13 protein-coding genes and 1 riboswitch are annotated in these 14,830 nt (G+C 61.8%); of the genes, 2 read left to right on the top strand and 11 right to left on the bottom strand.

Annotated elements, in window-relative coordinates:
- Nucleotides 1-41 precede the first annotated feature (41 nt).
- The 8 genes from ACNAOT_RS05280 to ACNAOT_RS05245 form a co-directional block, all read right to left on the bottom strand.
- Nucleotides 42-1,130, bottom strand: coding sequence for a lipid II:glycine glycyltransferase FemX (locus ACNAOT_RS05280; protein ID WP_420180293.1), 1,089 nt, complete (start codon nt 1,128-1,130; stop codon nt 42-44).
- Between the two features lie 109 nt (nt 1,131-1,239).
- Nucleotides 1,240-2,061, bottom strand: a complete 822-nt coding sequence (locus ACNAOT_RS05275) for a DNA/RNA non-specific endonuclease (RefSeq protein ID WP_420180292.1) — start codon at nt 2,059-2,061, stop codon at nt 1,240-1,242.
- Nucleotides 2,062-2,076: 15 nt separating this feature from the next.
- Nucleotides 2,077-2,328 carry a hypothetical protein gene (locus tag ACNAOT_RS05270; RefSeq protein WP_178994239.1) on the bottom strand — a complete coding sequence of 84 codons (252 nt, stop codon included), beginning with the start codon at nt 2,326-2,328 and terminating at the stop codon, nt 2,077-2,079.
- 41 nt (nt 2,329-2,369) lie between these two features.
- On the bottom strand, nt 2,370-3,782 hold the full coding sequence (locus ACNAOT_RS05265) for an L-serine ammonia-lyase (protein WP_178996208.1): 1,413 nt from the start codon (nt 3,780-3,782) through the stop codon (nt 2,370-2,372).
- Between the two features lie 315 nt (nt 3,783-4,097).
- A complete protein-coding gene (gene gcvH, locus ACNAOT_RS05260; RefSeq protein WP_090820475.1) occupies nt 4,098-4,484 on the bottom strand; it encodes a glycine cleavage system protein GcvH in 387 nt (128 codons plus the stop codon).
- A gap of 276 nt (nt 4,485-4,760) precedes the next feature.
- Nucleotides 4,761-5,909 (bottom strand): glycine cleavage system aminomethyltransferase GcvT, encoded by a 1,149-nt coding sequence (gene gcvT / locus ACNAOT_RS05255; RefSeq protein ID WP_420180291.1) that lies wholly within the window; start codon nt 5,907-5,909, stop codon nt 4,761-4,763.
- Between the two features lie 9 nt (nt 5,910-5,918).
- Nucleotides 5,919-8,765 carry an aminomethyl-transferring glycine dehydrogenase gene (gene gcvP / locus ACNAOT_RS05250; RefSeq protein WP_420180290.1) on the bottom strand — a complete coding sequence of 949 codons (2,847 nt, stop codon included), beginning with the start codon at nt 8,763-8,765 and terminating at the stop codon, nt 5,919-5,921.
- Nucleotides 8,766-8,946: 181 nt separating this feature from the next.
- A riboswitch (glycine riboswitch) is annotated at nt 8,947-9,044 on the bottom strand.
- Between the two features lie 93 nt (nt 9,045-9,137).
- The gene (locus tag ACNAOT_RS05245; protein ID WP_420180289.1) at nt 9,138-9,677 is read right to left on the bottom strand and encodes a TetR/AcrR family transcriptional regulator; all 540 of its coding nucleotides are present in this window, start codon (nt 9,675-9,677) and stop codon (nt 9,138-9,140) included.
- A 72-nt stretch (nt 9,678-9,749) separates the two neighbouring features.
- Between ACNAOT_RS05245 and ACNAOT_RS05240 the strand changes: the two genes are divergently transcribed.
- Nucleotides 9,750-11,300, top strand: a complete 1,551-nt coding sequence (locus ACNAOT_RS05240; protein WP_420180288.1) for an MFS transporter — start codon at nt 9,750-9,752, stop codon at nt 11,298-11,300.
- A gap of 74 nt (nt 11,301-11,374) precedes the next feature.
- Here ACNAOT_RS05240 and ACNAOT_RS05235 read toward each other — a convergent pair whose 3' ends face one another.
- Nucleotides 11,375-12,034: a cyclodeaminase/cyclohydrolase family protein gene (locus ACNAOT_RS05235; protein ID WP_420180287.1), complete on the bottom strand. Its 660-nt coding sequence runs from the start codon at nt 12,032-12,034 to the stop codon at nt 11,375-11,377.
- 90 nt (nt 12,035-12,124) lie between these two features.
- Here ACNAOT_RS05235 and ACNAOT_RS05230 point away from each other — a divergent pair, with 90 nt between their 5' ends.
- Nucleotides 12,125-13,348, top strand: a complete 1,224-nt coding sequence (locus ACNAOT_RS05230; protein WP_420180286.1) for an amidohydrolase — start codon at nt 12,125-12,127, stop codon at nt 13,346-13,348.
- Between the two features lie 110 nt (nt 13,349-13,458).
- Here the strand turns inward: ACNAOT_RS05230 and ACNAOT_RS05225 are convergent, their stop codons facing one another.
- Entirely contained in the window at nt 13,459-13,671 is a 213-nt protein-coding gene (locus ACNAOT_RS05225; RefSeq protein ID WP_420180285.1) for a hypothetical protein, read from the bottom strand.
- Between the two features lie 85 nt (nt 13,672-13,756).
- Entirely contained in the window at nt 13,757-14,749 is a 993-nt protein-coding gene (locus ACNAOT_RS05220; RefSeq protein WP_420180284.1) for an NAD(P)/FAD-dependent oxidoreductase, read from the bottom strand.
- Nucleotides 14,750-14,830: the final 81 nt, after the last annotated feature.

Here is a 14,830-nt window from a genome sequence, read left to right as displayed (position 1 = left end):
CGGGGCGGGCCTGAAGTTGGTTTGCTGGCTGCGGGTGGCCGTCAGTAGAACTGGCCACCGGTACGCATGGTTTCGAGTCGACGGAAGATGCGTTCCGCACCCTTGAGCCACAGCTTGTGGCGGACAGGTCCCAGGACAAGGTCATAGCAACCCACAAAGTCCGTTACGGTCTTGGTGAAGCTCGTCTTGAACAATCCCATGCCGTACAGGGGGTGGGTCTTGTCCTTGATCCTTGCTGCGGGGGGCGTGCCACAGAAGTCGTACTCCACGCATCCGAGTTCCTGCATGCGCTGGATCGCCGCCCACTGGGCCAGATGGGAATCACCGTACTGTTTGCGGTTCTGGGTGGAGCCGCCGTCCTTGTACGTAGCTTTGGATCCGTAGTTGATGACGAAAGCACCGACACTTGGTGCACCGTCTTCGTGGATGAAGAAGAAGTGTCCCTGGCCGCGGCTGCAGAACTCTTCCCAGAACTTGGAATAGTACTCGTAACTCCGCAGCGGCATGGCACCCTTGGCGTTCACGGTGTTCTGCATGAGGGCGTAGAGCTTGCGGTAGCTGTCTTCGCCCGGCTCAGCCTGAACCACCTCGCAACCCTCACGTTCAGCCCTGCGAACTGCGTTGCGGGCACGTGAAGAAATGCTGCGCAAGACTTCATTAGCGGGCGCTGCAATGTTCAGCAACGCCGTGGAGTCATTGGACTGGATGTTGGGAGCTTTCACCAAACCAGCAGCTTGAAGTTCTGCCACGGCCTCAGCCGAGTCAACAATGTCAGGCTCGATCTTGATGGTGAAGACGTTCATCTTCTTCTCACGGGCCAGGGCGGCTACTGCTCTCAGGGCGGGCTGGATGTCGCTGACATCCAGGACGTCCGGTCCCTTGATGAGGTACCAAAGCCGACCCATCACAGGGAACTTCTTCTCCAGGAGCAGGTTGTAGCTGCTGTAGTCCTGGGTCTCGATGACGAGCCGGCGGACCAACCAGCCGTTACCGTCCTTGACTGCCGCATAGGCGTCCGACTGCAGCATGTTGCCGCCGTTCGGATTCGCCGTGACGTGCTTGTCCCAGTTATCGATTTCCTCGGCGGTGGCAAAGCGGGCGGTAAATTCTCGCAAGGTGGCCGTGTCCAATCTCAGGGTTTTGGTGCAGTGTTCAAAAGCGTAGTGCGCATGCGGACATGCAGCCCCAAGTCTATCGGGGTATGTGGATATCCCCCGATTCTGCTGGTTTACTAGGGGCTTAGAGCCTAATCTGCTCCGCCGTTTCCAGCTTGATGGCCCGAGGTTCCATGCCGGATTCCCGCTGCCCACTGACAAGTCGGTCTGCGCCGATGAGTCTGCTGAGGCTGAGCCCGGTAAGGTCCGCGATCTGCCCAATAGGTACTTGGAACGTCCTGAACGGTCCAAGCGGCGGTGGTTCACCTTCAAGGAGCCGTTGGCTGATGGCCTTCTTTAGCTCCACTTTGCCCAGCATCGGCGATTGGTCCAGGACAAAGCCGACGGCGGCCAGCTTGGCATCGTTGGTCCATGCCGCGATCTTCCAGAACTTTCGAGGGATCTGAACTCCCCTGTATACGGGATCGTCATCGAGGAACACCGGCCCCGTGAACACGCTCAGCTTTGCTTCATACGCATCGGCGTGGCCCAAAACGTGGTCTTCGAGCCCTACCCAGAGCTCTTTGCCTTGGTTGAAGTCATCAATCTGTGGTGCCGCGTTGGTGTAGCTAAAGGTGTCCTGGTTGGCTTTTTTGGCTGTTGCGGCGTCGCCCCACACCGGATCCAAGCGCCGGACCAAGTGCCCGCGATCAAAGGCGTTGTTCTTGTACAGATCCGGGCCAGCCTGCTGCTCCCGTGGGATCCTGTCATCCAAATGCCATGAACCCTCGCGGGCCAGGGGTATCAGTTCCTTGCCGTTGATGTTCACACCCACAATCGCTGCGAGCTTCCGGGAAGCCCGGAAGCGTACAGAAAAGTGGGTGTAGTCCAAAAGTGTCGTAGTAGCCGACGGACTGGGCAGTTCAAGCCGTGTCCGCAAAAAGTCCCTGCTGTATCCCCCGCTCATGGATACATGATGGCATCAGGGACTGACAGAATTAGGGCGTCGGGCCTTTCGCCGCTCAAGGAGTGCCAACACAATGCCCACCAGCGGCCCAGCGACGGGGGCTGCGAACGCCAGCACCACCAACGCAATCCGAACTCCGGGTGAGAAGGATTTCGTGCTGAGTACCAGAACCAGGGCAGCCATGACCAAGAGAACTGCCACTGCTCCGACTCCCAATACTGCGGCCTCCCACACCGTTGGAATTAGGGGATTTACTTCATCATTCATGCGTTCCCCCAAGACATGTTCTGAAATCTCAGCCTACAGACTCAGCATTCGACGACGTTGACGGCGAGGCCGCCCATCGCGGTTTCCTTGTACTTGGAGGACATGTCCTTGCCCGTCTCACGCATGGTCACGATCACCTCATCCAACGACACCCGGTGCGTCCCATCACCCCACAACGCCATCTTCGCCGCGTTGATCGCCTTCGCCGCCGCAATCGCGTTCCGCTCAATACACGGAATCTGCACCAACCCCCCGATCGGATCACACGTCAACCCCAGATTGTGCTCCATCGCGATCTCCGCAGCGTTCTCCACCTGACCCGGCGTACCACCCATCACCTCAGCCAACCCAGCAGCAGCCATCGACGACGCCGAACCCACCTCACCCTGACAACCAACCTCAGCCCCCGAAATGGACGCCTGCTCCTTATACAACACACCCACCGCACCCGCAGTGAGCAGGAACTTCACCACCACATCGTCCTTATCGGCCTGCGTAGCCTTGTCCATCCCCGGCGCATAATTCAACGCGTAATACAGCACCGCCGGAATGATCCCCGCAGCACCATTGGTCGGCGCCGTCACCACCCGACCACCAGAAGCGTTCTCCTCATTGACCGCCAACGCGATCAGGTTCACCCACTCCTGCCAATACTTCGGATCGTTCCGGTCCTTGTCCTCCTTCAGCAACCGCTCCAACCAATCAGGAGAACGACGACGAACCTTCAAACCACCGGGCAACACACCCTCACGCTTCAAACTCGTTTCAACACAGGCCTCCATCACGGACCAAATATGCAGCAAACCCTCCCGGATCTCCTCCTCGGACCGGGACGCACGCTCATTAATGAACATAATGTCGCTGATCCCCAACCCCTTCGAGGAGCACCGACCCAGCAACTCCGCCGCCGTCCTGAACGGCAACGGCAACTCCTTCTTCGACTCCTCGAGTTCCTCCCGGGCCGCATCTTCCTCACCCTCCCGGACAATGAACCCACCACCGACCGAAAAGAACGTCGCCTCCCGCAGCACATTCCCACCAGCATCAGAGACAGCAAACTTCATCCCATTCGTATGCCGCGGCAACACCGTCAACGGATGCAAGATCATGTCCTCAACCGCATACGGCAGCTCCACGCCTTCGCCGGAGGCGCCGGCCAGGTTCAGGACACCTGTCTCAGCGATCGTCGCGAGCCGCTCCTCCACCTCTTCGGGCAGGATCAGCTCAGGGTGATACCCCTCCAAACCCAGCAGCGTGGCCGTCATGGTGCCATGCCCACGACCGGTGGCAGCCAATGAGCCATAGAGGTCAACCCGCAGCGACGCCACCGAGCCCAGAACGCCGGCGTCCTTGAGCTCACCAGCGAACACTGCAGCAGCCCGCATGGGCCCCACAGTATGAGAACTCGACGGGCCAATACCCACAGAAAACAGATCGAAAACGCCAACAGCCATGGTCGGGATTCCTTAACAAAGCTTGAAAACGGTCCGGCAGATGGTCCTGCCGGAGGGCCGCCCCTGCTTATGGCGGAGGTCGACCGAAGCACGACGCCGGATGGCCCCCAAAGGCGGCAACCCGGCGTCGCAATTTTATTCAGTTCTACAATCCCACGCTACGCCGATGGGCTCCATTTCGGGGTTTAGCTGCCGAACATGCCGTGCGCACGGCACATTCCGCAGCTAACCCACGAAACGGACTGGCAATACTTCACGGGCGTCTTTGCGACCGAGGTCGCAGAGGATGTCGACCCAACGGGCCACCTCAGAAACCTAGGAGAGGTCTCCGCCATTCTTGGAGGCGTACTCCTCGGCCGAGAGCAGCGGGCCCTCGGACTCAGCAGCAACCTTGAACAACCAACCGGCGCCGTAGGGGTCGTTGTTGATCAGGGCGGGGTCGGAAACAACGGCGTCGTTGATCTCCGTGACCTCACCGGTAACGGGTGAGTACAGGTCCGAAACCGACTTGGTGGACTCAACCTCACCGCAGGTCTCGCCTGCAGTAACTGTCGAACCGACCTCGGGAAGGTCCACGTACACGATGTCACCCAGTGCGTCAGTGGCAACCTCGGAGATACCAACGGACACCGAGTTCCCGTCTCCGCGGGAAACCCACTCGTGTTCGTCGGAGTACTGAAGTTCGGGCGCTACTTTGGGCATTCTGTTTCCTTACTGTGGTTGATCAAAAACTGTGGCTGGTGGGCTGCGCGGACAGGCACTCATGCGGCAGGTTGCCACTCCCCCAGCACCTTAGCGGTTCGAGGGGCGCCAGAGCGGCCGCGCGTCCTGGTGAGGTGCGCAGCCCCATCGGGTCCGGTGACCGGCAGCATGCGTCTAAGGGAGCGTCGCGTCCGCCCAGCGGGCGCTTTCGCGACCGAGCATGCAGAGGTTACCGGACCCGACGGGCCAAAGGCGACCCGACGGGACAACTACCGCTTACTTTTGGCGCTTGTAGAACGGCAGTGCGACGACTTCAAAGGGCTCACTCTTACCCCGAAGGTCGATGTCCAGGGCGGTGCCCGGCTCAGCAAAAGCGACGTCGACATACGCCAACGCTACCGGGTAGCCAAGCGTCGGGCTGGGCTGGCCGGAGGTGACTTCACCGACCGCTGCGCCGTCCTTGAGGACCGGGTAGTGGCCGCGCCCGGCCCTGCGGCCCAAGCCCTTGAGGCCCACGAGCTTGCGTCCGCTGGTGGAACCGGCACCGTCTGCTTTGAGGGCGGCGAGTGCGTCTTTGCCGACGAAGTCGCCTTCCTTAGACAAGGCCACCACGGGACCGAGTCCTGCTGCGAAGGGGTTGCCTTCGCGGGAGAGCTCGTTGCCGTAGAGGGGCATGCCTGCTTCGAGGCGGAGTGAGTCGCGGGAAGCCAGCCCGGCCGGGGTGAGTTCGCCTTCTTCTGCTGCGTCGGCGATTGCCTGCCAGAGAGCTGCTGCGGACTCGTTGGCTACAAAGATTTCGAAGCCATCTTCACCGGTGTAACCGGTGCGGGCCAGCAGCAGGTCCTGCGTGCCGCCGTCGAACGTGAACGGAACTTCAACCGCCGCGTAGTACTTAAGCTCAGTGACCTGGGCGTGCTGTTTGGCCGGTACCAGGCGGAGGAGGATCGCTTCAGCAAGCGGGCCTTGGACAGCGATCAGCGAGGTCTCATCGGAAGCGTCCTCAACAACAACGTCGAAACCGGCTGCGCGCTCCAGCAGCGCAGCGGCAACAACCTTGGCGTTGCCGGCGTTCGGAACCACAAGGAATTTGTCGGTGCCTTCTTGGGTAGAGGGCCGACGGTAGGTGATGAGGTCGTCGATGATGCCGCCGTCTTCCTGGCAGATCAGCGAGTACTTGGCCTTGCCGACGGCCATAGCGGAGATCTTGCCCACCAGTGCGTAGTCCAGGAAGGCAGCTGCCTCGGGACCGGTGACCCAGACTTCGCCCATGTGGGAGAGGTCGAACAGTCCGGCGGATTTGCGGACGGCGTGGTGCTCGGCCAACTCGGACGAGTACTTGAGCGGCATTTGCCAGCCACCGAAGTCGGTGAAGGACGCGCCGAGCTTCTTGTGCTCTTCGTAAAGGGCTGTGTAGTTCTCAGTCATGACCAGTCCTTAGTTTTCGAAGTCTTCGATCGGCGGGCAGGAGCACACCAGGTTACGGTCTCCGGCCGCGCCATCAATGCGGCCCACGGGCGGGAAGTACTTGTCCTGCTTGAGGTGGTGGACCGGGAAGGCGGCCTGCTCGCGCGGGTACGCACGGTCCCAGTCAGAACTTACGACGGCGGCAGCCGTGTGGGGTGCCTTGCGCAGCGGCGAGTTCTCCACGGCGAAGTCGCCGTTGGCTACCTGGTCGATTTCCTTGCGAATGGTGATCATGGCTTCGATGAAGCGGTCGATCTCCACAAGGTCTTCGGACTCAGTGGGCTCTACCATCAGAGTTCCGGCAACCGGGAACGCGAGGGTGGGGGCGTGGAAGCCGAAGTCGATCAGGCGCTTGGCAACGTCCTCAGCCGTGACGCCGGTCTTAGCCGTCAGTTCGCGGAGGTCCAGGATGCACTCGTGAGCCACGAGTCCGCCCTCGCCGGTGTAGAGGACCGGGAAGTGCTCGTTGAGGCGGGATGCGATGTAGTTCGCGGCCAGCAGAGCAGACTTGGTTGCTTCGGTGAGACCCTGGCCACCCATGAGCTTCACGTAGGCCCAGGAGATCGGGAGGACACCGGCGGAACCGAAGCGGGACGCCGAGATCGGGACGTCGTTGCCTTCGGTCCATGATGCAGCGTCGCCTGGCATGAACGGTGCGAGGTGCGCCTTTGCAGCAACCGGACCAACGCCGGGTCCACCGCCACCGTGGGGGATGCAGAAGGTCTTGTGCAGGTTCAGGTGGGAGACGTCGCCGCCGAACTTACCCGGCTGCGCGAGACCAACGAGGGCGTTGAGGTTGGCGCCGTCGATGTAAACCTGGCCGCCGGCCTCGTGGATGGCGTCGCATACTTCGCGGACGTCGGCGTCGTACACACCATGAGTGGACGGGTAGGTGATCATGATGGCCGAGAGCGCGTCGCGGTGGGCCTCGATCTTGTTTTTGAGGTCTACGTGGTCGATGGTGCCATCGGGAGCAGTGGCCACCACAACAACCTTCATGCCCGCCAGCACTGCCGAGGCTGCGTTGGTGCCATGGGCAGAAGCGGGGATCAGGCAGACGTTGCGCTGCGCGTCGCCGCGGGACAGGTGGTAGCCGCGGATGGCAAGCAGACCGGCGAGCTCGCCCTGGGAACCGGCATTCGGCTGGATGGAGACTTGGTCGTAGCCGGTGATCTCGGTCAGCTGGGATTCGAGGTCGGTGATGAGTTCGCGCCAGCCCTCAGTCTGGGAATCCGGAGCGAACGGGTGGATCGAGGCGAACTCCGGCCAGGAAATTGCCTCCATCTCGGCCGTAGCGTTCAGCTTCATGGTGCAGGAACCCAATGGGATCATGGTGCGGTCCAGCGCGAGGTCGCGGTCCGAGAGCTTACGGATGTAGCGGAGGAGCTGGGTTTCTGAGCGGTGGGTGTTGAACACCGGGTGCTGCATAAAGTCGCTCGTACGTTCAACAGAGCCGTCGAGCGCGAAGCCCTCAGTGGTTTCGGTGACCGAAGCGCCAAAGACCGAAGCGACGTCGGCGACGACCGCCGTCGTCGTGGTTTCATCAACGCTGACGCCAACCGTGTCAGCGTCGATGCCACGGAGGTTGATGCCCCTGGCCTCGGCAGCGGCGACGATTTCAGCAGCCTTGCCGGGAACGCGGACGGTGATGGTGTCGAAGAAGGAACCGTGGAGGACCTCGACGCCGGCAGCCTTCAGGGACGCTGCAAGCGTGCGGGCGTGGCCATGGGCGGTTTCGGCGATCGCCTTGAGGCCCTCAGGGCCGTGGTAAACGGCGTACATCGAGGCCACGATGGCCAGCAGTGCTTGCGCTGTACAGATGTTGGACGTGGCCTTCTCGCGGCGAATGTGCTGCTCGCGGGTCTGCAGCGCCAAGCGGTAGGCGGGGACACCGGCGTCGTCCTTTGAAACGCCCACCAAACGGCCGGGCATGGAACGCTCCAGTCCCTTTTGGACGGCCATGTAGGCGGCGTGCGGGCCACCGAAGAAGAGCGGAACGCCCAAGCGCTGTGCCGAACCGACGGCGATGTCGGCGCCCTGCTCGCCTGGAGGGGTGATGAGGGTCAGGGACAGGAGGTCGGCAGCAACGGTAACCAGCGCACCGCGCTCCTTGGCGTCCGCAATCACGGCAGAGTGATCGAACACGCGGCCGGAAACGCCGGGCTGCTGGAGGACGACACCGTTGATGGCACCTTCCGGGAGACCCAAGGAAAGGTCAGCGACCTCAACTTTGAAGCCGAGCGCCTCGGCACGGCCCTTGACGATGGCAATGGTCTGCGGGAGGCAGTCTGCGTCGAGGACGGTCTTGCCATCCTGGACAGCCTTGTTCTTGTTGGCTCGGCGCATCATGAGGACGGCTTCGGCCACTGCGGTTGCTTCATCCAGTAGGGACGCGTTGGCGATCGGCAGCCCAACCAGGTCCTGGACCATGGTCTGGAAGTTCAGGAGCGCCTTGAGTCGGCCCTGCGAGATTTCCGGCTGGTAAGGGGTGTAAGCCGTGTACCAAGCCGGGGATTCGAGGATATTCCGACGGATCACGGGCGGCGTCACGGTGTCGTAGTAGCCCTGGCCGATCATCTGAACGGCCGTCTTGTTCTTGGACGCGAGCTTGCGCAGCTCGGCCAGGACTTCAACTTCACTCAGCGCGTTCTGCAGGGTGAGGGCAACTTCCTGGCGGATGTCGTTCGGGACGGCGGTGTCGACCAGCGAATCAACAGTGTCGTAGCCGACGGACTTGAGCATGGTCTCAATGTCGGCCTGGCGGCGGGCGCCGATATGCCGATCGACGAAGGTGGTGGAGGCAGAACTAACCGTCACGAAGGAACTCCATTACTTGGGCAGCGTTTGGGTACGCCACAGCGGCTGGGTTCCTCCCCGCTCTGTATTGGACCTGAGAGTTTCCGCGCGTTGCCTGAGCAACCATCGCTTGCACCGTCGGTGAGCACAACACTCCCTTCACCCGAAGGTGGGTTGAGTACCTGCTGCTTTCCAGAGTCGCCTAGCCGCGGCGGTGCGTGGGCCTGAGAGATTCCTGGGGAGGGTTTGCTCCTACGGCGCCTGCATCACTTGCTTGCAGGACTCTCCCGCCGCAGATCAAAGGCATGTTCAGTTGTGTGTGGTCACCGCGTACGGCACGCCACGAGGGTTAATTGTCCTACGTCCCGCGCCCCGCAGCAAATGGAAGACCCGCTACTTCCGCAACCGTTCAAGGACTCCCAACAGAATTTCGACGTCGGCCTCCCGCCCGGCGTTGCCGCCCTCCTGCCCGCCTTCAAAAATCGCGTTGAAATAGAGGCCGTCGCCCATGTAGCTGACGGCCTTGGCAACCTCCGGCCCGACGTCATCAGCCAGCACGTCCAGCCACCGTTGCTGGATCGCGGCAAATCTGCGGCGGGTTTCCTCGTGGGCAACTTCGGCCAATCTGGTGGCAGCGACGAATGCCCGGTCCATGGGCGTATCCGCCCAGAGCGAGGAGCGGATGAAGTAGGCGGCCGAACCATCGGGGGCAGCCTTCATCAGCTCGGTATCTTCATTGGCGAGCAGGTCCAGGCGCTCCAAAAGGGCCGTGATCAGCGCTTCCTTATTGGGGAAGTGGTAGAGCAGACCGCCCTTGGACACGCCTGCCCGCTTGGCAACGGCGTCGAGCGTGGCGGCACGCTCCCCTACCTCGATAAGGAGGGCTTCGAAGGCATCCAGGACGGCGTCCCGGGCAACTGGTTTTCGTGGCATGTGTCCATCATTCCCTAAAGGCTTACAGGCTTCTATTTGAAACTATACCGTCTGGACGGTACAGTGAGTTACATGTTCTCGCCGTCATCAACCCAAGCACCCCGTTCCGCTCAGCCCGTCAAGGGTCAGGCAGCACCGTGGCGCGACTGGACGGCTCTGGCACTCCTGATGTTTCCGGTGCTGCTGGTGGCCGTCGACAACACCGCGCTCACCTTTGCACTGCCCGAGATCGCCCGTTCGTTGGACGTGGGCGGCGTCCAATTGCTGTGGATTGTTGACGCCTACCCGTTGGTCCTCGCCGCCTTGCTGGTGTCCATGGGTAACTTGGGCGACAGGATCGGACGACGGCGGCTGCTCCTGCTCGGCAGCACGGGCTTCGCAGCGGTTTCGGCTGCTACAGCTTTCGCGCCTTCCGCTGAATGGCTGATCGCCGGCCGGGCCGGCCTTGGCGTCTTCGGAGCCATGCTGATGCCCTCAACCCTGTCCCTGATCCGGAACATCTTCACTGATCCCAACCGGCGTCGGCTCGCGATCGCCGTCTGGGCTGCCGGGTTCTCCGGTGGCGCCGCCCTTGGCCCAATCTTCGGTGGCTGGCTGGTGGAGCATTTCTGGTGGGGTGCCGTGTTCCTGGTGGCAGCTTTCCTGCTCCTGCCGCTACTTGCTTTCGGCAGGGTCTTGATTCCTGAATCGAAGGACGCCAATCCCGGCCGGGTGGACGTGCCCAGCATTCTCCTGTCCGTGGTCACCATGGCGCCGTTCGTTTACGGCATCAAGGAATTCGCGGTTCACGGCTTCGGGGCGTCCGCGGCTGCCTTCATGGGGTTCGGCGTGGTGATGGGCGTTATCTTCGTCCGCCGCCAGCAGCGGATCGAGAGCCCCATGCTGGACGTCTCATTGTTCAAGAACAAGGTGTTCAGTACCGCAATCGTGGCGAACGTCCTGTCCCTCTTCTCCATGACGGGCTTCATCTACTTCTTCGCCCAGCACCTGCAACTTGTTGAGGGCCAGTCCCCTATGGAGGCCGGCATCGCAATGATTCCTGCGCTCCTGGCTACGGTCATCGCCGGCCTGCTGGTAGTGCCGCTGGTCAAGCGCGTACAGCCTGGGTTCGTTGTGGCTGCGGGACTAACTCTCAGCGGAGTGGGATACCTGATTGTGGTGGTGGGTGACCACGGCAGCGGACCCGTGTTCCTGTTGTCGGCCCTGACCGTACTCGCAATAGGTGTTGGTGCTGCGGAGACCATCTCCAACGACCTCATCCTGGCCTCCGTTCCGGCCGACAAATCCGGCGCCGCCTCGGCCATATCCGAGACCGGCTATGAGTTGGGGTCGCTCTTGGGAACGGCAGTGCTGGGCTCTATCCTCACTGCTTCCTACCAGCACAACCTCGTCATTCCGGAGGGTGTATCCACGCAAGCGGCCGGTAAGTCCACTGAAACGCTTGCTGGTGCGGTTGATGCGGCGGCTGCCCTTCCGGCCCCATTGTCGGAGGCGCTGACGGTCGCCGCCCGGACAGCTTTCGAGTCCGGCGTCCACATCACTGCGGCGATTGGGCTGGTACTGATGGCTGGTGCGGCAGTGCTCGCCGCCGTCGTACTCCGGCGTGTGCCGAAGGCGCAGTAGTAGGCACAGCGCCGAAGGCGCAGTAGTAGGCACAGCGCCGAAGGCGCAGTAGTTGGGCACGGCGCCGGCTGAAGCTACATGGCTTCGGTCGGCGCCGCTTTTTTGTCGACGCCGGCAGTCAGTTCGTCGATCCTGTCGAGGGCGGCACTGAGCCGGCTGACCGTGTTCCATAGGTCCGGGTGCTGTTCCCGGACTTCCTCGAGTTTGGCGCCTGCGGAGGTCAAAGATGCGAGGTCGAAACTCACGTTGGTTCGGGCTCCGGCTATGGCTGCGCGGAGGGCTCCGAAGCCCACCACGACGTCAGCGATAAGCGCTGAATTGCCGTTTGAAGCGAGCCAGCCGAGGTCTTCAACTGCGTTAATGGCCCGCTCCCCCAGAACTGCTGATGCCTTGGCAGCATCGACGGATGCTTGATGTATTGCGTCGTCGCGCTCCGGACCGGGGTCGAGGCGGAAGGCGGCTCCGAAGGCGTTCGAGGCGGACGCGTCGTCGTCGGCCAACTGAAGGGCAGTTCGTCGGAGTTCGTGCGCCCGGGAGTGGATGCCGGCCAGCTGTTCGCGCTGGGCCTCCTCCGCCTCGGTATATCCGGCCACCATGGACGTCAACGAGGCCGCGATGGAGAGCATGACCCCGGTTCCGGCACCCCCGCCTGGCGAGCCGGTGGATTCCGCCAAGGCTTTGGTCCATTCCTCAACCGTGGATTGCTGCGTGGTGACTGATTCAGAATCGTTCATGCCATCCAGTGTGCCGGGGCTTCCCGGTCTTTGCAGATTCAGGCTGGATACACTGGCCAGACATAGGCGTCGAATAAAAAGGGCAGACTCATGACCATTGACCTCGAAGAGCTTTATAAGGACCTGCACGCCCATCCGGAGTTGTCGTTCCAGGAGACCCGAACAGCCGGAATCGCCGCGGGCTATCTCGAAGATCTTGGCTTTACCGTTCATCGCAACATCGGAAAGACCGGGGTTGTGGGCGTTCTGGACAACGGACCCGGACCGGTAGTGATGCTCAGGGCCGACATGGATGCCTTGCCGGTCAAGGAAGCAACGGGTTTGGATTATGCAAGCACCGCTATGGGTGTTGATCATGAGGGCAAGGACATGCCCGTTATGCATGCTTGCGGCCACGATGTGCACGTGAGCTGCCTCGTCGGCGCTGTGGATGTCCTGGCGGCGCAGCGTCATGAGTGGCAGGGCACCCTGATCGCGCTCTTCCAGCCGGCTGAAGAATGGGGCGGCGGGGCCGAAACCATGGTCGCCGATGGGCTGTACGACGCAGTGCCCAAACCGGACGTCGTCCTGGGCCAGCATGTGGCACCTTTTCCCGCCGGGTGGTTCGGTATCCGTCCCGGCGTCACCATGGCATCCGCAGACTCCCTCAACATCACCATGCATGGGCAGGGAGGCCACGGATCACGTCCGGAGACCACCGTTGACCCTGTGCTGATGGCTGCTGCAACCACTGTCCGGTTGCAGGGCATTGTGTCGCGTGAGCTCGCCGCCAGTGACTCCGCGGTGGTGACTGTCGGGCAGATTCACTCAGGGACCAAGAACAACATCATTCCCGAGACGGCAACCTTGGGCCTCAGTGTCCGTACATTCAGTGATGCCATCAGGGACAAAATCCTCGCCTCAATTGAGCGTATAGCCAAGGGTGAATCCACAGCTTCAGGTGCACCCAAGGACCCTGAGATTCATTTCGAAGAGCATTTCCCGCTGACCGTCAACGACCCAGCTGCGACCGAGAGGGTATCTGCAGCTTTCAGGGCAAAGTTTGGCGAAACACAGATCATCGACCCCGGCCCTGTGTCAGGAAGCGAAGACGTTGGAGCCTTGGCAAAAGCTGCCGGAGCTCCCCTGGTCTTCTGGTTCCTGGGTGGTGCCGAGCCTTCCTTGTTCAAAGAGTGGGCAACCACGGGACGCCTTCCCGAGGACATACCGTCGAATCACTCGCCGTACTTTGCGCCCGTCATCCAGCCGACGCTGGCGCGCGGAACCGAAGCGCTAGTGACGGCTGCCAGGGAATACTTGGTCACCAAGTCCTAGGCTGGTTCTCCTACAGATAGCCACAAAGGAAAGGCGCTGCGAGTGCAGCGCCTTTCCTTTGCTTACTTCTGCGAGCGTGTCCAGCTTCCAGGATCGGATCCGGGGGATGCCTAGACTTTCTCGCGGATGCGGTCGATCCTCGGTTCGGGAACCTCAGCTTCCCCGCGACGGCGGGCCAGGAAAGTCCACAGCGTTCCTTCCGTCCGCGGACGGTTCTGTGCGGGTTCCTGGTCCTTGGGTGCCTCAGTCGTGTGCGCTTCAGGCTTGCGCGCGGAGTCCTTCTTCGTGCGCCGCTCAAAGTCGTCATAGTACGCGTAGCACATTGTCCAACCTCCTCAGTGGCTGTCCCTTAATCGTCCTCGGACTGGGCCCTCACGTCGATGGTTTTGTGCGTTCTGTTCAGCTGGGTTAATGGGCCAGAGCTGCTTGGCGAGCTTCCTCCACAGCCACCCTGGTCTCTTCCATCATGAGATCGGCATTGATTGCAGCGCCTGCCATGACACCTGCGGCGGCCGAGGCCATCACCTGACCCGTCAGATCAGTGACGTTCCCGGCGGCCCATACTCCGGGCACCGAGGTTGCCCCGCCCGCGGGATTCACTTCGACATGGGTCCCGACGCCCATCGGGTGCTCTACGGTGGGGACGCCGAGGGATTCCAGCACGTCCGATCTCGCCTCCAATCGTGGGCCGGTAACCACAGCGTCCACAGGAATCACAGTTCCCGCTGCCAGGACAACACCGGTCAGTGCGTCGTCAGTTACTTCCAGCGCCTGGACTTTGCCGTCCACCACCGTGATGGAGCGGGCAGCCAATTGCTCCCACTGTTCTTCCGTCGGCTCCACAACGTCATTGAGGAACAAGGTGATGTTGGGGCTCCATTGACGGAACAGTAACGCCTGGTGCAACGCCATCGGCACTGAACCCAGGATTCCGATCGCTTTGTTCCGAACCTCCCAGCCGTGGCAATACGGGCAGTGCAGGACGTCACGGCCCCAGCGTTCGCGGATGCCCTCAACGTCGGGCAGGACGTCGATCAGGCCTGTGGTGACAAGCAGACGCCGGGCCCGCACGGTTTGGCCATCTGCCAGGTCCACCTCGAAGGCGAGCCCGGAACCGTTCGTTGGGTCAGCCGTCGAACGTGCCCCAACAGCGGCGCCGGCCATGATATTCGCCCCGTACTGGAGCGCCTCGGCTCGTCCCAGTTCCAGCAGTTCTCTGGGATTGATCCCGTCGCGGGACAGGAATCCGTGCACCCCGGCTGCGGGCGCATTCCGGGGCTCTCCGGCGTCGATAACCAGGACGGACCGCAAGGCCCTGCCCAAGGTAACAGCAGCACTTAACCCAGCTGCGCCACCTCCCACCACCACGACGTCGTACTCCTCCGTCACTCGGTTGTTCATTTTTTCCACAATCACGATGCCTCCACACGTATCCAACGGCCCCATGCCGCTCTTTCCATGGTTGGTCAGCACCCACAGAAT

The sequence above is a fragment of the Paenarthrobacter sp. TA1.8 genome (assembly GCF_048595705.1).
Taxonomy (GTDB): Bacteria; Actinomycetota; Actinomycetes; order Actinomycetales; family Micrococcaceae; genus Arthrobacter; species Arthrobacter nitroguajacolicus.
Note: the sequence above shows the minus strand (reverse complement) of the source record. Positions and strands in the feature narration are given on the sequence as shown.